Origin of the sequence: Rhizobium leucaenae USDA 9039 (genome assembly GCF_000426285.1) — a bacterium.
Lineage (GTDB): Bacteria > Pseudomonadota > Alphaproteobacteria > Rhizobiales > Rhizobiaceae > Rhizobium > Rhizobium leucaenae.
The window spans coordinates 12,805-34,043 of record NZ_AUFB01000001.1 but is presented as its reverse complement, the minus strand read 5'-3'; the positions used below and the strand labels follow the sequence as shown (position 1 = coordinate 34,043).

17 protein-coding genes and 1 riboswitch are annotated in these 21,239 nt (G+C 60.2%); of the genes, 13 read left to right on the top strand and 4 right to left on the bottom strand.

Going from position 1 to position 21,239, the window contains the following annotated elements; genetic code table 11:
* Positions 1-370: 370 nt before the first annotated feature.
* Positions 371-517, bottom strand: a complete 147-nt coding sequence (locus tag K290_RS36035) for a DUF1127 domain-containing protein (RefSeq protein WP_065091425.1) — start codon at positions 515-517, stop codon at positions 371-373.
* Between the two features lie 485 nt (positions 518-1,002).
* On the opposite strand from K290_RS36035, the gene K290_RS0100140 reads away from it, so the two are divergent.
* Both K290_RS0100140 and thiD read left to right on the top strand, forming a co-directional pair.
* Positions 1,003-2,481 (top strand): DHA2 family efflux MFS transporter permease subunit, encoded by a 1,479-nt coding sequence (locus K290_RS0100140; RefSeq protein WP_081670190.1) that lies wholly within the window; start codon positions 1,003-1,005, stop codon positions 2,479-2,481.
* 47 nt (positions 2,482-2,528) lie between these two features.
* Positions 2,529-2,625, top strand: a riboswitch (TPP riboswitch).
* Between the two features lie 180 nt (positions 2,626-2,805).
* Positions 2,806-3,609: a bifunctional hydroxymethylpyrimidine kinase/phosphomethylpyrimidine kinase gene (gene thiD / locus K290_RS0100135; protein WP_028749991.1), complete on the top strand. Its 804-nt coding sequence runs from the start codon at positions 2,806-2,808 to the stop codon at positions 3,607-3,609.
* A 406-nt stretch (positions 3,610-4,015) separates the two neighbouring features.
* Here the strand turns inward: thiD and K290_RS0100125 are convergent, their stop codons facing one another.
* The gene (locus tag K290_RS0100125) at positions 4,016-4,924 is read right to left on the bottom strand and encodes a DMT family transporter (RefSeq protein WP_028749990.1); all 909 of its coding nucleotides are present in this window, start codon (positions 4,922-4,924) and stop codon (positions 4,016-4,018) included.
* Between the two features lie 116 nt (positions 4,925-5,040).
* Here K290_RS0100125 and K290_RS0100120 point away from each other — a divergent pair, with 116 nt between their 5' ends.
* Positions 5,041-5,916: a LysR substrate-binding domain-containing protein gene (locus tag K290_RS0100120; protein WP_028749989.1), complete on the top strand. Its 876-nt coding sequence runs from the start codon at positions 5,041-5,043 to the stop codon at positions 5,914-5,916.
* On the opposite strand, the gene K290_RS0100115 is transcribed toward K290_RS0100120, so the two are convergent.
* Positions 5,891-6,886, bottom strand: a complete 996-nt coding sequence (locus tag K290_RS0100115) for a GlxA family transcriptional regulator (RefSeq protein WP_037134581.1) — start codon at positions 6,884-6,886, stop codon at positions 5,891-5,893. The two genes, K290_RS0100120 and K290_RS0100115, sit on opposite strands and share 26 nt — an antisense overlap.
* A gap of 98 nt (positions 6,887-6,984) precedes the next feature.
* Here K290_RS0100115 and bcoG point away from each other — a divergent pair, with 98 nt between their 5' ends.
* From bcoG to K290_RS0100070, 9 genes are all read left to right on the top strand, one after another.
* Positions 6,985-7,887 (top strand): 3-dehydrocarnitine:acetyl-CoA trimethylamine transferase BcoG, encoded by a 903-nt coding sequence (gene bcoG / locus K290_RS0100110; RefSeq protein WP_028749987.1) that lies wholly within the window; start codon positions 6,985-6,987, stop codon positions 7,885-7,887.
* A 7-nt stretch (positions 7,888-7,894) separates the two neighbouring features.
* Positions 7,895-9,382 carry a carnitine 3-dehydrogenase gene (locus tag K290_RS0100105; protein ID WP_028749986.1) on the top strand — a complete coding sequence of 496 codons (1,488 nt, stop codon included), beginning with the start codon at positions 7,895-7,897 and terminating at the stop codon, positions 9,380-9,382.
* A 12-nt stretch (positions 9,383-9,394) separates the two neighbouring features.
* Positions 9,395-10,555: an acyl-CoA dehydrogenase family protein gene (locus K290_RS0100100; RefSeq protein WP_028749985.1), complete on the top strand. Its 1,161-nt coding sequence runs from the start codon at positions 9,395-9,397 to the stop codon at positions 10,553-10,555.
* Positions 10,556-10,559: 4 nt separating this feature from the next.
* Positions 10,560-12,617: an acetate--CoA ligase family protein gene (locus K290_RS0100095; protein WP_028749984.1), complete on the top strand. Its 2,058-nt coding sequence runs from the start codon at positions 10,560-10,562 to the stop codon at positions 12,615-12,617.
* Between the two features lie 6 nt (positions 12,618-12,623).
* Positions 12,624-13,406 carry a carnitinyl-CoA dehydratase gene (locus K290_RS0100090; protein WP_028749983.1) on the top strand — a complete coding sequence of 261 codons (783 nt, stop codon included), beginning with the start codon at positions 12,624-12,626 and terminating at the stop codon, positions 13,404-13,406.
* Between the two features lie 123 nt (positions 13,407-13,529).
* Positions 13,530-15,119, top strand: coding sequence for an ABC transporter substrate-binding protein (locus tag K290_RS0100085; protein ID WP_028749982.1), 1,590 nt, complete (start codon positions 13,530-13,532; stop codon positions 15,117-15,119).
* A 97-nt stretch (positions 15,120-15,216) separates the two neighbouring features.
* Positions 15,217-16,224, top strand: a complete 1,008-nt coding sequence (locus K290_RS0100080; protein WP_028749981.1) for an ABC transporter permease — start codon at positions 15,217-15,219, stop codon at positions 16,222-16,224.
* Positions 16,221-17,048 (top strand): ABC transporter permease, encoded by an 828-nt coding sequence (locus K290_RS0100075; RefSeq protein ID WP_028749980.1) that lies wholly within the window; start codon positions 16,221-16,223, stop codon positions 17,046-17,048. The genes K290_RS0100080 and K290_RS0100075 overlap by 4 nt, the downstream gene beginning before the upstream one ends.
* Complete coding sequence (locus K290_RS0100070; protein WP_028749979.1) at positions 17,041-18,672, top strand: ABC transporter ATP-binding protein; 1,632 nt, start codon at positions 17,041-17,043, stop codon at positions 18,670-18,672. Before K290_RS0100075 ends, K290_RS0100070 begins: the two co-directional genes overlap by 8 nt.
* A 59-nt stretch (positions 18,673-18,731) precedes the next feature.
* Here K290_RS0100070 and K290_RS0100065 read toward each other — a convergent pair whose 3' ends face one another.
* A complete protein-coding gene (locus K290_RS0100065) occupies positions 18,732-19,517 on the bottom strand; it encodes a helix-turn-helix domain-containing protein (protein ID WP_028749978.1) in 786 nt (261 codons plus the stop codon).
* Positions 19,518-19,645: 128 nt separating this feature from the next.
* On the opposite strand from K290_RS0100065, the gene K290_RS0100060 reads away from it, so the two are divergent.
* A complete protein-coding gene (locus tag K290_RS0100060) occupies positions 19,646-21,226 on the top strand; it encodes an ABC transporter substrate-binding protein (RefSeq protein WP_028749977.1) in 1,581 nt (526 codons plus the stop codon).
* Positions 21,227-21,239 lie beyond the last annotated feature (13 nt).

Here is a 21,239-nt window from a genome sequence, read left to right as displayed (position 1 = left end):
AATCTCCAAACGAAAAAGCCTGCCGCGGGAGGAGATGCGGCAGGCTTTCGTCAAGAACCGAACGGTAGCTGGGAGGAGGAGTGCCACCGTTCCCGCAGACGACCTTGGGAGGAGGAGTAGGTCGTCTGCACTACGAAGGGATGCGGGAGGAGGTGCATCGCTTCGATAGGTACATCATATCGGAGATTTGCTCAGTTCATAGGCATTTCTTTGCAGAGCAGGCATGCGTTATGCGAAAAGCAGGAAGCTATCGCGAGATCCGTCTTAATTGGAATGCAGGAAGAGGCCGGCGGAACGCACAAACAAAAGCGCCCGCTCGGGAGGAAGCAGGCGCTGACAAAATGTCGAAGTATGGATGCGTTGTGAGCCGTTAGCGAACGACCGCCCCACGGGCAATGTTGTGAATGTCGCCGCGGCCAATGCCGAGGTCATTCAGTTCGCGCGTGGACATACGGCCCAGTTCGGCGACCGTTTGACGATACTTGCGCCAGTTGTTGAAAGAGCGTGCGATGTTCATGATGGTCCCCTTTCTTTGGGCATTCGAAGCTGAGCTGCCGTCCGTGGCGCTCCCTTCGCTTCGATGACTGCTATATAATATCGGACCTTCTGATATTGCAGCGCCAAGGCTACACTGCACCCATGCAAGAAGTGCATGGGTCGCTCAGCGGAATCTTAACTTCCTTGCCTTCTTCGTCCCTAGCCGTCGAGCAGCGGCCGGGATGATCGAAGAGTTCCAGCCGCTCCGAGTTGCTAAAGGTCTTTTTCGCAGCCTGCCCTTCGAAACATCTTTTGGGGTTGACCTTCGCCAACGCATTGCCATTCTTGGCCGTGAGCGAGCCGGGAATTGCAACTGTGCAGATTGTTCTCCGGCCATCGGCGCGAAAATAATTCGCTGGGCGTGTCGCATTTTCACGCAGCCGTTCGTCATACGAGAAAAATCAAACGACTTATCGTCTCGGGCAATGTCTATTGCTCCGTGTCAATTCAATCCAAGGCAGCAGCATGATGACCGATAGCCAGACTATTGCCGATGCGGAACAGGATGTACCCGCCGTGGAAGACCATAGTGCCCGCAACAAACTCGTTATAGCGCTGCTGCTGGTGTCGGCGTTCGTCGTCATTCTCAACGAAACCATCATGGGTGTCGCGCTACCCCATCTGATGGCTGATCTCGATATCACCGCAAGTGCTGCCCAGTGGCTGACCACTGCCTTCATGCTGACCATGGCCGTCGTCATCCCTGTCACCGGATATCTGCTGCAACGCCTCAACACGCGGCCGGTCTTCATTCTTGCCATGTCGCTATTCAGCGCCGGCACGCTGATATCGGCGCTGGCGCCGGGGTTTGCCGTCATTGTCATCGGCCGCATCGTGCAGGCTTCGGGTACGGCAATCATGATGCCGCTGCTGATGACGACGGTAATGACCTTGGTGCCAACGGAATCCCGCGGCAGGACCATGGGCAATATCTCGGTCGTCATTTCGGTAGCGCCGGCCATCGGACCAACCATTTCCGGCCTCATTCTTTCCACACTCGAATGGCGCTGGCTGTTCCTTCTGGTGCTACCGATCGCCCTCTCCGCATTGGCGCTTGGCGCCTTGCGGATCAAGAATGTGACGGTTCCGACCACTGCGCCGATCGATATTCTTTCGATCTTTCTCTCCGCCATCGGCTTCGGCGGTTTTGTCTATGGCCTTAGCGGATTGGGCGAAGCGGCACTCCATCCGCCGGCGGTATCGCCATGGATTCCACTCCTGACCGGCGCCCTCGTCATCGCGGTTTTCATAGTGCGGCAGTTGCAATTGCAAAAACAGGAGAGAGCGCTGCTCGATCTGCGCACCTTGACCACAAAGACATTCACGATTGCCGCGGCCATGATGGCCATATTGATGATGTCGATGTTCGGCGTCTTCATTCTGTTGCCTATCTATCTGCAAAATGTGCTGGGATTGTCGACCCTGCAAACCGGGCTGTTGCTACTGCCCGGCGGGCTGATCATGGGCCTTTGCGCGCCGACGGTCGGGCGTCTCTTCGACAAATACGGTCCGGCGCCGCTGATCATTCCGGGAGCGATCATCCTCAGCACGGTGATGGGCGGGCTGGTCTTCATACAGCAGGATACGCCGTTCTGGATGCTGTTGATCGCCCATATGGTGCTGAGCATCGGTCTCGCGCTGATGTTTACGCCGCTGTTCACCGTCAGCCTGGGATCGCTGCCGCCAAACCTCTATTCGCACGGCAGCGCCATGCTCGGCACGACCCAACAGGTCGCCGGCGCAGCCGGCACCGCCCTGTTCGTCGCGATCATGACCTTGCGGGCCACCAGCCTCTCCGCCGGCGGCGCCAACGCGCTAGCCGCAACGACCGGCGGCATCAAGGCGGCATTTCTCTGCGGGATGGTCATCTCACTGGGAGCGATCGTAGCTGCGCTGTTTATCAGGAAGCCGGAACACGGGCCAGATATGGGGCACCACCACTAGAACGATTTGCTGATGACAGGGTGGCCGTTCTCTGCGAGAAAGATGGCGATGAGAGACAGGGGCGCCCGTCGCATGATGGGCTGAGAAGTACCCTTTGAACCTGAACCGGATAATGCTGGCGGAGGAAGTCGCTCGGGGTCTCGGCGGGCTCTTACCGTCATCCTCCGCGTCTCCCCCCCTCGGAAGGCGCGATATGCAAAACAACACCACTCTCGATCCGCTGCTAATGGCCGTTCGGACAAACCCTCCGCTGGTTCCATGCATCACCAACTTCGCCGCGATCTCCGACTCGCTGTCCATCGGCTGGATCAGAAAGGGACGCCCATGATCCGAAACGTCCTCTCCATCGCCGGCTCCGATCCTTCCGGCGGCGCCGGCATTCAGGCCGACCTGAAGGCATTTTCGGCCCGTGGCGTCTACGGCATGGCGGCGCTGACCGCGTTGACGGCCCAGAACACGCAAGGCGTTTCCGGCGTCCACTCTGTTCCTGCGGAGTTCGTGGCCGAACAGATCAAGGCCATATTTGCCGATGTGCGCGTCAATGCCGTCAAGATCGGTATGATTGCCAACGCCGCAATCGCCGAAGCGGTTGCCGATGCGCTTGCTCCCCATCGAGACGTTCCGGTCGTGCTCGATCCGGTGATGATCGCCAAGGGAGGGACTGCGCTACTCGCCGCGGATGCCGTCGACATTTTGACCGAGCGGCTTCTTCCGCTGGCCACGCTCCTGACGCCCAATCTGCCGGAGGCAGCCGCACTTCTGCATGAGCCGGTTGCCGAAAATCGCGAGACGATGGCGCGGCAGGCGGAAGCGCTTATGCGGCTTGGCCCGCGCGCCGTTCTGGTCAAGGGCGGGCATCTTGCTGGCGATGAAAGCCCGGATGTGCTGGCAAGTCCGGAGGATTTGACCTGGTTTGAGGCTGCCCGTGTTCCCACCACGAAAACGCATGGAACCGGCTGCACCCTATCCAGCGCTTTGGCAGCGGAGATCGCCAAGGGCTCGGCGCTGCCGGAAGCCGTCGCCATCGCTAAAGATTATCTCGCAGGCGCTGTTGCGTCAGCCGAGACGCTGTCGGTCGGAACCGGCCACGGTCCGGTGCAACACTTTTATGCGCTATGGTCGGCATAGGCGCGAACGGGAGCGGACGAGTCCACAGGTCGGCCCCTCACCTTCGCGTCGCTTTATGGCTTTAGTTCTCGCTCGAACTCTTCGATCTGTCGGAGAATCCATGGGTCATCGGCGGAATATTGAATGGTCTCCTGCTCTACCCACTTTCGGCGCCGATTCAGGATCCAGTCAGTCAAAGCGAAAAGCAGCCGCATGCCGGTTATCCCTGCTCCTTGGGGGACTTGAGAGGCTCGACCACCTGCCTCGTGAGCTGTATCGGTAGCCGAGCCTCGGTCAGCCGCAAGGCGTTGCGGCGAAGGTTTATTTGCATTTCGCTAAATGAACGGTAGCTGAACGAAGCGCAACTCACAGGCGAATATTTATCGCTGATGTCGGTTGCGTCATACCGCGCTGCCCCCTGGGATTTCTACCCCGGTGGATGGCTGCGCCGGCTTTGCTTTAGGTCGATGAACGTGTGCCAGAGGACCGTGGCAAGGATGATGGCGCCGCCGAAGAACGTCGCAAGCGGCGGCCTTTCGGAAAAGAACAACCAGACCCAGAAAGGCGTGAGCACGATCTCCATTGTCCCGATAAGAGCAGCTTCCGCGGGCGGCATGCGCTTCGCACCGGCGAGGAACAGGACGAGCGCAAAGGAGAAATTGGTTGCCCCGAAAGCGGCAAGCACCAGCCAGTTGTGCAGATCGAGTGAACCGACCGAGCCGAACGGCGCGAAGATGACGAGCGTCAGGAAGGCGCTGACGATGGTCGGCGGCAGGCTCGGCGCGCTGCGATCGATACGCGGAATGACGATGATCAGGGCGAAAGATACTGTCATACCGAGCGCCAGGAGATCACCGAGGCCGGTGCCGCCGCCGATCGAGGCGGCAACGATGATCGCCACGCCGACTAGGCAGACGCTGCCGGCAACAAGGGTGCGCCTGGGCACGCGCTCCTTCAGGATCGCCCAGCCGAGCAAAGCGGCGATGAAAGGCGCCGTAGCGTAGATCATGGTCACGTTCGCAACCGTGGTCATATAGAGCGCACCGATGAAGCAGGCCTGGCTGAAGGTCTGGCAGGCGATCATCGCAAGCCCTGACGGATGAAAGATCGAGCTCCACTGGCGACGCGAGAAGCCGCCTTCGAGAAAGAGGCTCGGGATCAGCAGGAACAATCCGCCGAACAGAGAGCGCCATGCGATCGCCGTCCAGATGTCCGTCGTCAGCAGCCGCGTATAGACGCCGCTGGCGCTCCAGGCGAGCGTTGCCGCAACGACGAGAGCGACGCCCTTTTCGTGCTCATTGGCGGAGAAGGATCGGGAGGGGGTCTGAATGGTCATGTGCGGTATCTCGGGAGCGAAGCACCTGAACGGCCTGCCCCTGTGTGCGCCGATATTTGACATCAGACAAACGAATAGTAGAGATATGTGCCATCGGAAATTTTTGTGGCGTGCCCATGCGCGAACCCATCGAAAGCGATCTGCTCCGAACGTTTCTCGTCATTAGCGAGACGTTGAATTTTTCCGTTGCGGCGCAACGCATCGGCCGCACGCAATCGGCCGTCAGTGCCCAGATCAAACGCCTGGAGGAAATTGTCGGCGAGGCGCTGTTCGAAAGAAGCGCACGCGGGGTCGTGTTGACCCGATCCGGAAATCAGTTGCTTCCCTATGCTCGGCGGATCGTCGACCTGTTGAACGAGGCAGCCGCGACCATCCGAACCAAGCCGCTGAACGGACCTGTCCGCATCGGAATTCCGGAGGAGTACAGCCAGACCGTCCTGCCGGCGGCGCTTGCCGCCTTCGCCGTCCGGCATCCTGCTGTCGAAGTGACCGTTTCCTGCGACTACACCGCCCGAAATCTTGCCGCCCTGGAGAAGGACGAACTCGATCTCGCCGTGGTCTTCGACTGGAGCAAGCAGACCACGGGAGAGGTGCTCTGCATTGATCCGACCGTCTGGGTGACGTCGTTGGTGCACCGGCTGCATGATGCGACACCGCTGCCCGTTGCGACATACCGGAACTCGACTTGGGCGCGGGATTTTGCCCTGCGTTCCCTGGAGCAGCAGGCGCGACCCTATCGCATCGCTTTTGTTGCCGATACCAGCTCCGGCCTGAAAAACGCCGTCTCCGCCGGCCTCGCCGTCACCACATTGTCCCGCAGCAACATCCCGCATGGTTGCCGGGAACTGATGAGCGATGACGGCTTTCCGCCGGTCGATTCCTCGCGCGTCGTCCTTCGCCGCAATCCCTATCATTCCAGCGAGGCGATCCAGGAGCTCGCGGAAATGGTGCGCGAAGCCTTTCAGCCTATGTCGGCTCTGCTGCAGCCATAGAGCGCCCGCGCAAGCGCCGCCGAGTGCCCGAGGGACTTTCCGAAAAGCTGGCGCGATAGCTGCGGGAAAATGCCGAGGCGGAGTTGAAACCCGTGGCCGCGGCGATTTCCGCGAAGGACTCCTTCGTCTCGATCACCTTGCGCCGCGCCGCATTGAGCCGAAGAGCCAAGTAATGCACATGCGGAGGAGCGCCGATGCTTTCCTGGAAAAGGGCCTGGAGATGGCGGGCACTAAGGCCGATGCGTCGCGCAAGGCGCGTCAGGATCAGCGGTTGCTCGATGTTTTCTTCCATCAGCCGCACCGCTTGTGCGACGCGCGGATCCCGCATGCGCAGGCCGGCGGTCGACGGTGAAAGTTCTACCGCGCTCTGCGTGTTGGCCGGCTCGTAGATGAAAAGCCGGCTGACTTCGAGTGCGAGCGAATAGCCCTGCCGGCGCCGAATGATCTCCAGCATCAGGTCGACGGTCGGCAATGAGCCGGCGGTGGTAATGCGCTTGCCGTCGATCACGAAACGGTCCTTGACGGCACGCACCTGCGGATAGGCTAGCGCGAAATCGTCGAAATCCTCCCAATGGACAGCCGCCGATACATTGTCGAGGAGGCTTGCTTCCGCCAGCAGCCAACTGCCGGATTCAATGCCCGCGACCATCGAGCGATAGCGCGCCGCCTGCGATATCTGCATTTTCAGCACCTGCGTCGCGCTGCGCCGCCAATTGTAGCTCGCGAGCACGAAGAGCGGAGCGGAGTCGGTCGGCTTGAAGGCGCCGGACGCGGGAACCGGGATGTGGCTCGTCGTTTCGACGGGCGAACCGTCAGGCGTAAACAAGCGCCAGCGATAGATCTCCGCTCCGGAAATGCGGTTGGCCCCGCGCAAAGGTTCTATCACCGAAGCGATCAGAATCAGGTTCGTTTCCGGAAGTACCAGCAGATCGATATCGAGCGGCGTGTTGGATGAGGTGAGCACAGGCATTCTCCGGTATTTCCGATAATGTATTGTTTGTTTCCGATAATGCAAAGCATGAAGACGCCGCTTGCCTCGTAATGTCCTCAATACGAGGGAGAACAAAAATGCCTCTTGCGATGAACCGCGATGTTTTCATCACCTGCGCCGTCACCGGCTCCGGCGATACGGTCTCGAAATCCAGCCATGTTCCGATCACTCCCAAGCAGATCGCGGAATCCGCGATCGACGCCGCCAAGGCTGGGGCGGCAGTGGTCCACTGCCATGTCCGCGATCCGGAAACTGGCGCTGCCAGCCGCCGCAACGATCTCTACAAGGAGGTCACGGATCGGATCCGTTCGGCCGATGTCGATGTGGTGCTAAACCTGACCGCCGGCATGGGCGGCGACCTGATTTTCGGCGATGTCGAAAGCCCCCTGCCCCTGAACATCCGGGGCATCGACATGGCCGGCGCCACCGAGCGCGTCAGCCATGTCGCCGAATGCCTGCCGGAAATCTGCACGCTCGATTGCGGCACGATGAACTTCAGTCTCGGCGACTATGTGATGACCAACACGCCCTCCATGCTTCGGGCGATGGCGAAGAAGATGACGGATCTCGGTGTCCGCCCCGAGATCGAAGCCTTCGATACCGGTCATCTCTGGTTTGCCAAGCAGCTTGCCGAGGAGGGTCTGATTGAGGACCCGATCCTCATCCAGCTTTGCATGGGCATCCCCTGGGGCGCGCCCGATGACCTCAACACGTTCATGGCGATGGTCAATAACGTTCCCTCGAGCTGGACCTTCTCGGCCTTTTCCATCGGCCGCAATGCCATGGCCTATCCGGCTGCGGCCGTGCTTGCCGGCGGCAATGTCCGCGTCGGCCTGGAAGACAACCTCTATGCCGGAAAGGGTTTGCTCGCCACCAACGCCCAGCTCGTCGAAAAAGCGGTGCAGGTTGTCGAAGGCATGGGCGCGCGCATTATCGGCCCCGAGGATGTCCGCAAGAAACTGAAACTGACGAAGCGCTGAGGCTCCGATGACCAGGATCAACAAGGCAGCCTGCATCGGTGGCGGCGTCATCGGCGGCGGATGGATCGCACGCTTCCTGCTGGCCGGCATCGACGTCGATGTCTTCGACCCGCATCCGGAAGCAACCCGCATCGTCGGCGAGGTTCTGGCGAATGCCCAAAAGGCATACGCAATGCTGACCGGCGCGCCGCTTCCGCCGCGCGGCAAGCTCACATTCAGGGACACGCTGGAAGCGGCCGTCGGCGATGCCGACTGGATCCAGGAAAGCGTGCCTGAGCGGCTCGACCTCAAGCGTAAAGTCCTGACGCAGATCGATGCCGTAGCGAAGCCAGATGCCCTGATCGGCTCATCCACTTCCGGGTTGCTGCCGACTGATCTGCAACGCGACATGCGCCATCCGGAACGCCTCTTCGTCGCCCATCCGTATAACCCAGTCTATCTGCTGCCGCTCGTTGAAATCGTCGGCGGTGAAAAGACCTCGATGGAAACGATCAAGGCCGCCATGGAACGGCTGCCGCCGATCGGCATGAAGGGCGTACACATCGCTAAGGAGATCGAAGCCTTCGTCGGCGATCGTCTGCTGGAAGCCCTGTGGCGCGAGGCGCTCTGGCTGATCAAGGACGACATCTGCACCGTCGAAACGCTGGATGACGTCATTCGCTATTCCTTTGGCCTCCGCTGGGCGCAGATGGGCCTGTTCCAGACGTACCGCATTGCCGGCGGCGAAGCGGGCATGCGGCATTTCCTGGCGCAGTTCGGCCCTGCCCTCAAATGGAACTGGACGAAGCTGATGGATGTCGTCGATCTCGACGATGCGCTTGTCGAAAAGATCGGCCAGCAGTCGGATGAGCAGGCGGCTGGTCTGTCGATCCGTGAGCTGGAGCGCATTCGCGATGAAAATCTCGTCGGCATCCTGCAGACGCTGAAGAGAAGCCATGGCGGCGAGGGCTGGGGTGCCGGCAAGCTGCTTAAGGATTTCGAGCAGGGCCTCTGGGCCGCCACCGATGGTGGCGAAAAGCTGGATGTCGCGCAGCCGCTACGGCTGATCGACACGAAAGTCAGCCCGGCATGGGTGGACTATAACGGCCATATGACCGAGCACCGGTATCTGCAGGTGTTCGGCGACACGTCGGACGCGCTGCTGCGCGTGATCGGCGTCGATCTCGCCTATGTCGAGCGCGGCCATAGCTACTATACGGTGGAGACGCATATTCGCCATCTCGGCGAAGCCAAGCTCGGACAAGCCATTCATTCGACCGCGCAGATCCTCGGGTCTGACGAAAAGCGGCTCCATGTCTTCCATACGATCTACGATACGGCAAACGACGAAGCGATCGCCACCGCCGAACAGATGCTGCTGCATGTCGATGCCAAGGCCGGAAAAGCTGCTCCCGCACCGGAGGAGGTGCTGAGCAAGATAAGGCCGATTGCCGAGGCCCATACAAAACTGCCTGTGCCTGAAGGCGTTGGACGCCATGTCGGACAAAAACGCTAGGAGGAAGCGGTCATGAATTTCGGGCTCAGCGAAGAACAGGAGATGATCGTCAAGACGGTCAGGGACTTTGTGGAGACGGAGATCTATCCGTATGAGAACGAGGTCGAGCGCACCGGCCTCGTGCCGCGGGAGCTTGGAGATGAGATCCGGCGCAAATGCATCGACCTCGGCTTCTATGCCTGCAATTTCCCCGAGGAGATCGGCGGTGCCGGCCTCGATCACGCGACCTTCACCCTTGTCGAGCGTGAACTCGGTCGCGGCTCGATGGGGCTCACCGTCTTTTTCGGTCGTCCGTCCGGCATTCTGATGGCCTGCGAAGACGAGCAACGCGAGCGGTATCTTCTGCCCGCCGTACGCGGCGAGAAGATCGATGCGCTCGCCATCACCGAACCCGACGCCGGCTCCGATATGCGCGGCATGAAATGCGCAGCCCGGCAGGACGGCGACGATTTCATTCTCAACGGCACCAAGCATTTCATCTCCCATGCCGATATTGCCGATTTCGTCATCGTCTTTGCCGCCACCGGCGAGGAGGAAACGGCGAAGGGCGTGAAGAAGAAGATCACGGCTTTTCTGGTCGATCGCGGCACGCCGGGGTTCGAAATCCTCAAAGGCTATGACTCGGTCTCCCATCGCGGCTATCACAACGTCATATTGAGCTTCACGGACTGCCGCCTGCCCAAGTCACAGGTGCTCGGGGAGGTGCATCACGGCTTCGATATTGCCAATGAATGGCTCTACGGCACGCGTCTGACGGTCGCAGCAACCTGTGTCGGGCGGGCTCGCCGTGTCTTCGATCTGGCGCTGCCCTATGCGGCGGAGCGCAAGCAGTTCGGCCGGCCGATCGGCGCCAATCAGGGCGTATCGTTCAAGCTCGCCGACATGATCACCGAGATCGACGCCGCCGATCTGCTGACCCTATCCGCAGCCTGGCGGCTCGATGCCGGTCTTCCCGCCAATCGCGAAATCGCATCGGCCAAGCTCTACGCTTCGGAAATGCTTGCCCGCGTCACGGACGAAGCGATCCAGATTTTTGGCGGCATGGGATTGATGGACGACCTCCCCCTTGCCCGTTTCTGGCGCGATGCCCGCGTCGAACGCATCTGGGACGGAACCTCGGAGATCCAGCGGCACATCATCAGCCGCGATCTGCTGCGGCCATTCGGAGCGTGATCGGATGACGCAACGCCCGCTCGATCGCCTGATCAGACCGCAAACGATCGCCGTCTTCGGCGGCCGCGAAGCGCGCCGGGTCATCGAACAATGCGATCGCATGGGTTTTACCGGAGATATCTGGCCGGTGCATCCGACGCTCGATGCCGTGCTCGGGCGCCGCTGCTATCGAGCGGTGGAAGACCTGCCCGCTGCACCGGATGCCGCCTTCGTCGGCGTCAACCGCATGCTGACCATCGATATCGTCCGAGCGCTCTCGGCCAGAGGCGCCGGTGGTGCTGTCTGCTACGCGTCCGGCTTCAGCGAAGCGGTTGCCGAACTGGCCGATGGCGGCGCACGGCAGGAGGCCTTGGTCGGTGCTGCCGGCGACATGCCGATCATCGGGCCAAATTGTTACGGCGTGATCAACGGCCTGGACGGCGCCCTGCTCTGGCCCGACCAGCACGGAATGGTGCGCGTCGAACGTGGCGTTGCCATTCTCACCCAATCCTCCAACATCGCCATCAATCTTTCCATGCAAAGGCGCGGCCTGCCTATCAGCTATCTGATGACGGCAGGCAATCAGGCACAGATCGGACTGTCCGATCTCGCCCTTGCCGTCCTGGAAGACCCCCGTGTGACCGCGATCGGCCTGCATATCGAGGGATTCGGCAACGTCCAGACACTGCAAAAACTTGCGATGCGTGCAAGGGAACTGAGAAAACCGGTCGTCGCCCTGAAAGTCGGAAAATCGGAACAGGCGCAGCGCGCAGCCATTTCGCATACGGCATCCCTTGCCGGCAGCGATGCCGTTGCCGATGCGGTTCTCGCCCGTCTCGGTATCGGCCGGGTTGCAACGCTGCCGGAACTTATCGAAACGCTGAAACTGCTGCATGTGACCGGCCCGCTTGAATGCAATGCGATCTCGTCGATGAGCTGTTCCGGCGGCGAGGCCTCGCTGATGGCCGATGCTGCGACGGGCCGCGCCGTGGATTTCCGTGCCCTGAAACCGGAGCAATTGCCTGCCTTGCGGCGTAGCCTCGGCGAAATGGTTACGCTCTCGAATCCTCTCGACTATCACACCTTCGTTTGGGGCGATCTTTCCCGCCAAACGGAAGCCTTCACCGCCATGTTCGAAGGCGACTATGTGCTCAATCTGATCGTTCTCGACTTTCCACGCGACGATCGTTGCGATTCCGCCGACTGGATGACAACGATTGCCGCCGTCACAGCCGCGGCAAAGCTGACCGGCGCCTGTGCGGGCATTCTGGCGACACTGCCGGAAAACATGCCGGAGACAATTGCCATGCAGCTCATCTCGGACGGCATAGTGCCGCTCTGCGGCATCAGCGAAACCATCGCCGCGGCGGAAGTCGCAAGCCGCATCGGTGCGGCCTGGCACGCCCCGCCGCCACTCCCGCTGCTGGATATCACTTCCGGTGCAGGCGAAATTGAAACCCTGAGCGAGGCGGTGGCCAAGGTGGAGTTGTCCGCAGCCGGTCTCACCGTTCCATTGGGGGCAACGGCATCTAGTCCGACCGACGTCGCCGAGCAGGCGCAACGCATCGGCTTTCCCGTCGCGCTGAAGGCTTTGGGCGTCGAACACAAGTCCGAAGTCGGAGCCGTCGTACTCAACCTTTGGGATGTAGAGGCGGTGCGAAACGCGGCAGAGCGGATGGCTTCCGTCGCCTCCGGATATTTGGTCGAACGCATGATCGAGCGCCCGGTCGCGGAGCTGATCGTCGGCGCCGTTCGCGATCCCGTCGTCGGATTGACATTGACGATCGGCGCGGGTGGAATTCTGGTGGAATTGCTTGAAGATTCTGTCATTTTACCTCTTCCCGCAACAAAGAAAGAGGTGATGGAGGCCATCTCGCGGCTGAGGGTCAGGAAATTGATCGAAGGCTATCGGGGCGGAGCGAAGAGCAGCCTCGATACAGTTGTCGACGCCATCCTATCAGCGGCAGAATATGTCGTAAAAAATGCTGCGTGGCTTGAGGAACTGGACATTAATCCATTGATGGTTCTGCCTGAAAATCGTGGCGTCGTTGCCGCAGACGCCCTCATCCGGCTAAGGAGATAAGGGAAGTTGCAAAGCCCCATTCGCACCAGGCGTGATAACGGTATTTTGGAGGTCATCATCGACCGGCCGAAGGCAAACGCCATCGACCTTGCGACAAGCCGCGAGATGGGCCTGATCTTCCGCGATTTCCGTGACGATCCCGATCTGCGCGTCGCGATCGTTTCAGGAGCTGGCGAGAAGTTCTTTACGGCCGGCTGGGATTTGAAGGCGGCCGCCGCCGGCGATGCGGTCGATGGCGATTATGGCGTTGGCGGTTTCGGCGGCCTGCAGGAGCTCCGCGATCTCAACAAGCCGGTAATTTGTGCCGTCAACGGCATCTGTTGCGGCGGCGGCCTGGAGATTGCCCTTTCCACCGATCTGATCATCGCCGCCGAACACGCGACCTTCGCCCTTCCGGAGATCCGCTCGGGGACCGTCGCTAACGCAGCGTCGATCAAGTTGCCGAAGCGCATTCCTTATCATATCGCCATGGACATGCTCCTGACGGGCCGTTGGCTCGACGTTGCAGAAGCGCACCGTTGGGGCTTCGTCAACGAGATCGTCGCTGCCGACCGATTGATGGACCGGGCATGGGAACTTGCCCGGCTTCTCGAAAGCGGCCCGCCGCTCGTCTACGCAGCCATCAAGGAAATTGTCCGCGAGGCGGAGGGAACGACGTTTCAGACTGCCATGAACAAGATCACAAAACGGCAGTTTGCCACCGTCGACGCCCTCTATTCGAGCGAGGATCAATTGGAAGGCGCAAGGGCATTTGCGGAGAAGCGAAGCCCAATCTGGAAAGGAAAGTGAGAAAGCGGCGACAACCGCATTATTTTCCCGCATGATTGCGGGCAAGCTTCCGGCGGAGAGGAAACCGCCTCTGAAGCCCTGCCCGAAAGTTCTGTCAACGCACCAAGAAGAAGGAACAGGGGAATGAAAGATTACACGAAGCATTTGGCAAGCCGTGTGACCTCGGGCGGCCTCAGCCGTCGCGAATTCATGGGACGCGCCATGGCGGCCGGCATGACATTGGCACTTGCCGACCAGCTTTTTACCGAAAGCGCGATGGCAGCGGAACCGAAACGCGGTGGGCATCTGAAACTCGGACTTGAAGGCGGTGCCGCCACTGACTCCAAGGATCCGGCAAAATTCCTGTCCCAGTTCATGTTCTGCGTCGGCCGTTGCTGGGGCGACATGCTGGTCGAATCCCATCCGCTGACCGGTGCTGCGGTACCGGCACTCGCCGAATCCTGGGAACCCTCGAAAGACGCCGTTACTTGGACCTTCAAGATTCGCAAGGGCGTCAAGTTCCACAACGGCAAGGACCTGACCATCGAAGATGTCGTTGCCACGCTCAAGCGGCACACGGATAGCAAGTCGGAATCCGGCGCGCTCGGCGTCATGAAATCGATCAAGGACATCAAGGCCGACGGCGATAACCTCGTCCTGACGCTGACCGAAGGCAACGCCGACATGCCGTTGCTGCTCTCCGATTACCATCTCGTCATCCAGCCGAATGGCGGCAATGACGATCCCCTCGCCTCGATCGGTACCGGCCCCTATAAGCTCGTCAGCTTCGAGCCCGGCGTGCGCGCGACGTTCGAGAAGAACAAGGACGATTGGCGTACCGATCGCGGTTACGTCGACACCGTCGAAATCATCGGCATGAACGATGCGACCGCGCGTATCGCTGCGCTGTCGTCCGGCCAGGTGCACTATATCAACCGCGTCGACCCGAAGACGGTGGATCTGTTGAAGCGTGCACCCAATGTCGAAATCCTGTCGACCGCCGGCCGCGGGCACTACGTGTTCATCATGCATTGCGATAAGGCGCCGTTCGACAACAACGATCTTCGCCTGGCGCTGAAATACGCCATGGACCGCGAAACCATGGTGAAGAAGATCCTCGGCGGCTACGGCAAGGTCGGCAACGACTTCCCGATTAACAGCACCTATGCCCTCTTCCCGGAAGGCATCGAGCAGCGCACCTACGATCCCGACAAGGCCGCCTTCCACTACAAGAAGTCCGGTCACGACGGCTCTGTGCTGCTGCGCACCTCGGAAGTGGCCTTCCCTGGCGCTGTCGATGCCGCCGTCCTCTATCAGGAAAGCTGCAAGAAAGCCGGCATCAACATCGAGGTCAAGCGCGAGCCGGGCGACGGCTACTGGACCAACGTCTGGAACGTTCAGCCTTTCTCCACCTCCTATTGGGGCGGTCGGCCGACGCAGGATCAGATGTATTCCACCGCCTATCTCTCGACGGCCGATTGGAACGATACCCGCTTCAAGCGTCCCGACTTCGACAAGCTTCTCCTCGAAGCTCGCGCCGAACTCGACGAAGCCAAGCGCAAGGAGCTGTATCGCACCATGGCGATGATGGTGCGCGACGAGGGCGGTGTCATTCTGCCGATGTTCAACGACTTCGTGAACGCCTCCACCAAGCAGGTGAAGGGCTATGTTCACGATATCGGCAACGACATGTCGAACGGCTACGTCGCGACCCGAGTCTGGCTGGAGAGCTGATGCCTGACGCAGGGCGGCAACGCCCTCATCTCTAACGGAGCCGGGATCGCGGAAAACCTCCGCGGTCCTCCTGACGTTTCAGCGCGAGGCATCAGCCATGTCCAATGTACAACCCAGCACAGTCCTGCCCGGATTGCGGTTCAAGCAGCGCTTTCCGCTGCTGTCCCTCGTTATCGAGCGTTTCCTGCTCAGCCTCGTGCTGCTTTTCGCGGTCTCGGTCCTGATCTTCGGCGGTCTCGAAGCCTTGCCGGGCGATTTCGCCACGACCTATCTCGGCCAGTCGGCAACACCACAGGCCGTCGCCAATATCCGCACCGAACTTGGCCTCAATCGGCCTGTCACCACCCGTTACGTCGAATGGCTCGGCAACGCTGTCCGCGGGGATTTCGGTACATCCTGGGCCAGCAAGAATTCCGTCAGCGAGCAGATCGGCAAGCGGCTCGGCAATTCGCTTTTCCTTGCCGCCTGCGCCGCAGTGATTTCGGTGCCGCTCGCCGTCGGGCTCGGCATGCTGGCCGTGCATTTCCGAAACCGTCTGCCTGACAAGATCATCAACGTGATCTCGCTCGCGGCGATTTCATTACCGGAATTCTTCATCGGTTACCTGCTCATCCTGTTCTTCGGGGTGAAATTCGGGATCGCGACATTCCCCGCGACCGTCTATGACGGCATGGCCTTCATCGATCGACTAAAGGCCATCGCCCTGCCGACGGCAACCCTGGTGCTCGTCGTTCTGGCTCACATGATGCGCATGACGCGAGCTGCGATCCTGTCGGTCATGTCATCAGCCTATATGGAAACGGCGGAGTTGAAGGGTCTCAGCGCCTTTCGCGCCATCGTCAAACATGCCGCGCCCAACGCGTTGGCGCCGATCATCAACGTCGTGGCGCTGAACCTTGCCTATCTCATCGTCGGTGTCGTAGTGGTCGAGGTGGTCTTCGTCTATCCCGGCATGGGTCAGTACATGGTCGATGCCGTCACCGTGCGCGACATGCCGGTGGTCCAAGCCTGCGGACTGATCTTCGCCGCCGTCTACATTCTGCTCAACATGGTTGCCGATATCCTGGCGATCGTCGCCAACCCACGCCTGAGGCATCCGCGATGAGATTGAGAGACATCCCCATCACCGCCTGGGTCGGCATCATAGGTATCCTGCTCGCCTTCATCTGTGCGATCTTTGCACCTCTCATCGCGCCCTACGGCGAAACCGACGTCGTCGGCAACGTCTGGCAGCCGGCCGACGCGCAGTATTTCTTCGGCCTCGACAATCTCGGCCGCGATATCCTTTCGCGGCTGATCTACGGCGCCCGCACCACCTTGTTCGTGGCACTGGCGGCGACGATCATTTCGTTCTCGCTCGGCATCATCCTGAGCTTCACCGCTGCCGTCTCACGCGGACTGGTCGATACGGTCTTCTCGCGTTTCAATGATTTGATGATGTCGATCCCGACCTTGATCTTCGCGCTCGTCGTATTGGCGGTGCTGCCGCAGAATCTCGTCGTGCTCGTCCTCGTCATGGCAATCCTCGATTCGACGCGGGTCTACCGCCTCGGCCGTGCCGTCGCGCTGGATGTGGCCGTCATGGAATTCGTGGAAGCCGCCAAACTGCGCGGCGAAGGCAAGGTCTGGATCATCTTCCGTGAAATTCTGCCCAACACCCTCTCGCCACTGCTGGCGGAGTTCGGATTGCGTTTTGCCTTTTCGATCCTGTTCCTGTCGACGCTCTCCTTCCTTGGACTCGGCATCCAGCCGCCATCCGCCGATTGGGGCGGCATGGTGAAGGACAATAAGGACGGCATCATCTTCGGCATTTCCGCCGCTCTCGTGCCGGGCTCCGCGATCGCGGCGCTCGCAGTCTGTGTCAATCTGGTGGTCGACTGGCTCTTGAAGCGCACCTCCAGCCTCAAGGGAGGACGTGGCGATGCCTGAGCTTCTTTCCGTTCGCGATCTAAAGATCGAAGCCACCAGCTATCCGCCCGGCGAGCCCCCGAAGCGGGTCACGATCGTCAACAGCGTCTCCTTCGATCTCAAAAAGGGCAAGGTGCTCGGCCTGATCGGCGAGTCCGGTGCCGGCAAGTCCACCATCGGCCTCTCCGCGCTCGCCTATGGCCGGGGCGGCGCGGAAATCACCGGCGGCACGGTGCTGCTCGACGGCGTCGATATTCTTCCGCTTGGAAAGTCGGGCATCCGCAGAATTCGCGGTGCGCGCGTCTGCTATGTCGCACAATCGGCTGCGGCCGCATTCAATCCGGCCCATAAGCTGGGCGAGCAGGTAATCGAAGCTTCCGTCAAGCACGGCTTGATGACGAAGGACGAGGCCAAGAAGCGCGCGCTTTACCTCTTCCGGGTTCTCGGTCTGCCCAACCCCGAAACCTTCGGCGACCGCTTTCCGCACCAGGTCTCTGGCGGCCAGCTTCAGCGTGCGATGACGGCGATGGCGCTTTGCTCCAATCCTGAGCTGATCGTCTTCGACGAGCCGACCACCGCACTCGACGTGACGACGCAGATCGACGTCCTGGCGGCGATCAAGCATGCCATCGAGGAGACACATACGGCAGCCCTCTACATTACGCACGACCTTGCCGTCGTCGCGCAGATCTCCGACGACATCATGGTGTTGCGGCATGGCAAAAAGGTGGAATACGGCCCTGTGCAGCAGATCATCGAGGCGCCGCGGGAAGACTATACCCGCGCCCTCGTCAATGTTCGTCAAACCGCGCGCGAGGAGGCGGTCGATCAATCCAACACGCTTCTGAAAGTCGAGCACGTGAGCGCTGAATATTCAAATGGCTTCAAGGTTTTGCACGATGTTTCGCTACATGTGCCCAAAGGCCAAACCCTCGCGATCGTCGGCGAATCCGGTTCCGGCAAGTCGACGCTTGCCCGCGTCATCACCGGACTGCTGCCACCCAGCGACGGCGGGATTTCTTTCGATAACAAACCGCTGACGCCGGCGCTCAAAAGCCGCTCGCGCAACGAGCTGCGGCGGATCCAATTGATCTACCAGATGGCCGATACCGCCATGAACCCGCGCCAGACCGTGCGCGACATCATCGGCCGCCCTCTCACCTTCTATTTCGGTTTGCGGGGTGCGGCGAAGACGACGCGGGTGAAGGAGCTGCTCGACCAAATCGAGATGGGCAATGGCTTCATCGACCGTTATCCGGCCGAGCTTTCCGGAGGCCAGAAGCAGCGTGTGGCGATCGCGCGCGCGCTTGCGGCCAAGCCGGAACTCATCCTTTGCGACGAGCCCACCTCGGCGCTCGATCCGCTGGTTGCCGAAGGCATCCTGAAACTGCTCATGCGGCTCCAGGAGGAATCTCAGCTTTCTTACATCTTCATCACTCACGATATCGCCATCGTCCGCGCCATCGCCGACAGCGTCGCGGTCATGCATCGCGGCCGGGTCGTGCGCTTCGGGCCGAAATCGAAGGTGCTTTCGCCGCCTTTCGACGACTACACGGACCTGCTGCTGAAATCAGTGCCGGAAATGGAGATCGGCTGGCTGGAGCGTGTGCTGACGACGCGGAGGATGGAGAGCGCTGGGAATTGAAGGCTCGAAATCTTCGGGTACTCATTGGATCTGACGGCTTTGTCGCAAGATCGGTGTCGTCAATACTCTGCCGGCACGACATACACTTCCGCGGATGGATCTGCGAGGAATGAGCGTACCGTCGGCGGCAGCTGGCGTGACGACAGCGGCAACGGCCCGCAGCGCGAGAGAAGTTCACGCAAGTCGGGCTCGGCACCGACATGACGCCAGATCATCCGCGAAGCATAGGGAAGATTTTCCTTTCGCCACGAGACCCCCATTGTCGTGCCGCGCAAATAGACACGTTGATACTCGTCGAATGGTAGGAGGATCGTCTGTGACAGTATCGGGTTCGGGCCGACGACGCGCTCCGTAATGAAGATCCGGTTTCGATAGAAGGCGGCCAAGCCCACATATTTCGAAAACTGCTGGATGCCGTTTCCGGGATCCCGCAGACGCTCCATTGATTTGACATGCACCAGCCCACCCTGCTCGATGAGGCGGCTGCACGAACAGACAACCATTCCAGGCCAGGACGGCGAGCGATGATAGGTCTGGAAATAGCCGATATGGCGCCGGAGCGCGGTCAGATCCCCGGGGAACGCTTTTAAGAGTTCGGAACTTTGATTGAGGTCTAGGTTCGGTTTGCGAAGCCGCTCGCGAAAGAGCCTGGGAGCGAGACCAAAGTCGGCTGCGTCGAGACCGAAATACTTGGCGATGCGCGCCAGATTATGGGCCGACGGTCTCGTCTGGCCGTTGATGTATCGGTTGAATTGTTGCCGGTTGATATCAATTGCGCGGCACAGATGCGAAATGGAGCGCTGCGTTGCACAGGCAATTTTGAGGTTATCGACCAAATGAGGCATTAGTTACTCCGTCTCGGAAAACCTAGCGTAAACTCGCTTAAAGACGCGTCAAGTCCCGAAATTGCGTGAGCCGGCTCGACCTCTACGTTCCGACCTACAAAATGGAAAACTGAAAAGAGGGAACTGCAATGACGCATCAAAAGGATCAATCTTCGCAGCTGAAAATCGGCCGCCGCCGCTTCCTCGGCGGGGCCGTCGTGCTGGGCGCTTTGCCGGCCCTCACCTCCGGCCTCCTGATGCCGCGCGAAGCCCGCGCGCAGGAAGCAAAGCATGGCGGCCATCTGAAACTCGGCCTTAAGGGCGGAGCCACCAGCGATGCCCTCGACCCGGCAACATACAGCGCCTCCGTTCTGTTCGTCATCGGCCGCCTGTGGGGCGATACGCTTGTCGAATCCGATCCCAAGACCGGCGCACCCCTGCCGTCGCTGGCAACGTCCTGGACGCCATCAGCAGATGCATCCGTCTGGACCTTCAAGATCAGGAACGACGTGCAGTTTCACGACGGTAGCAAGATGACCGTCGCCGATATCGTCGCGACGCTGAAGCGGCATGCGGACAAAAATTCGCAGTCGGGTGCTCTGGGGCTGATGGCCTCGGTCACCGGTATCGAAGACAAGGCGGGCGATCTTGTCCTGACGCTTTCGGAAGGCAATGCGGATTTGCCGCTCCTTCTCACCGACTACCACCTGATCATCCAGTCGAAAGGTGGCGTCGAAAAGCCGGCGGCCGCCATCGGCACCGGCCCTTACATCTTGAAGAATTTTGAACCGGGTGTTCGCGCGACCTTCGAGAAGAATCCGAAAGACTGGCGCACCGATCGCGGCTTTGTCGACAGCGTGGAAATACTCGTCATGAACGACAACACCGCGCGCATCGCCGCCCTCGCCTCCGGTCAGGTCCATTTCGTCAACAATGTCGACCCCAAGACTGTTGCGATGCTGAAGCGCGCGCCGAATGTCGACATCGTCCGCAGCGCCGGCAAGGGCTTCTATAGTTTTCTGATGCATTGCGACACGGCACCTTTCGATAACAGCGACCTCCGGCTTGCGCTGAAATATGCCATCGATCGCCAGTCGATCCTCGACAAGGTTCTGGGCGGCTACGGGACGATCGGCAACGACTATCCGGTCAATTCCAATTACGCCCTCGCGCCAACCGATATCGAGCAGCGACCGTATGATCCGGACAAGGCTGCCTTCCACTTCAAGAAATCGGGTCTCGACCGTCCGATTCTGTTGCGTACATCCGACGCAGCCTTTCCCGGCGCCGTGGATGCGGCGATCCTGTTCCAGCAAAGCGCCCAAAACGCCGGGATCACGATCGACGTCAAGCGCGAACCGGAAGATGGCTATTGGACCAATGTTTGGAACAAACAGCCCTTCTGCGCCTCCTTCTGGGGCGGACGGCCGACACAGGATTCGCGCTATTCCACCTCTTATCTGTCGACTGCCGAATGGAACGACACACATTTTAAGCGGCCTGACTTCGACAAGATCGTGCTGCAGGCAAGGTCCGAGCTCGATGAGGCCAAGCGCAAGGAACTTTATCGCCATCTGGCCCTGATGGTGCGAGATGATGGTGGTCTCATCCTGCCCGTTTTCAACGACTATCTCATGGCCGCTTCGAAAACGTTGAAAGGATATGTCGACGACATCGGCAACGATATGTCGAATGGCTACATCGGCAGCCGGGTGTGGTTCGACGCTTAAAAATCTTCGGGAT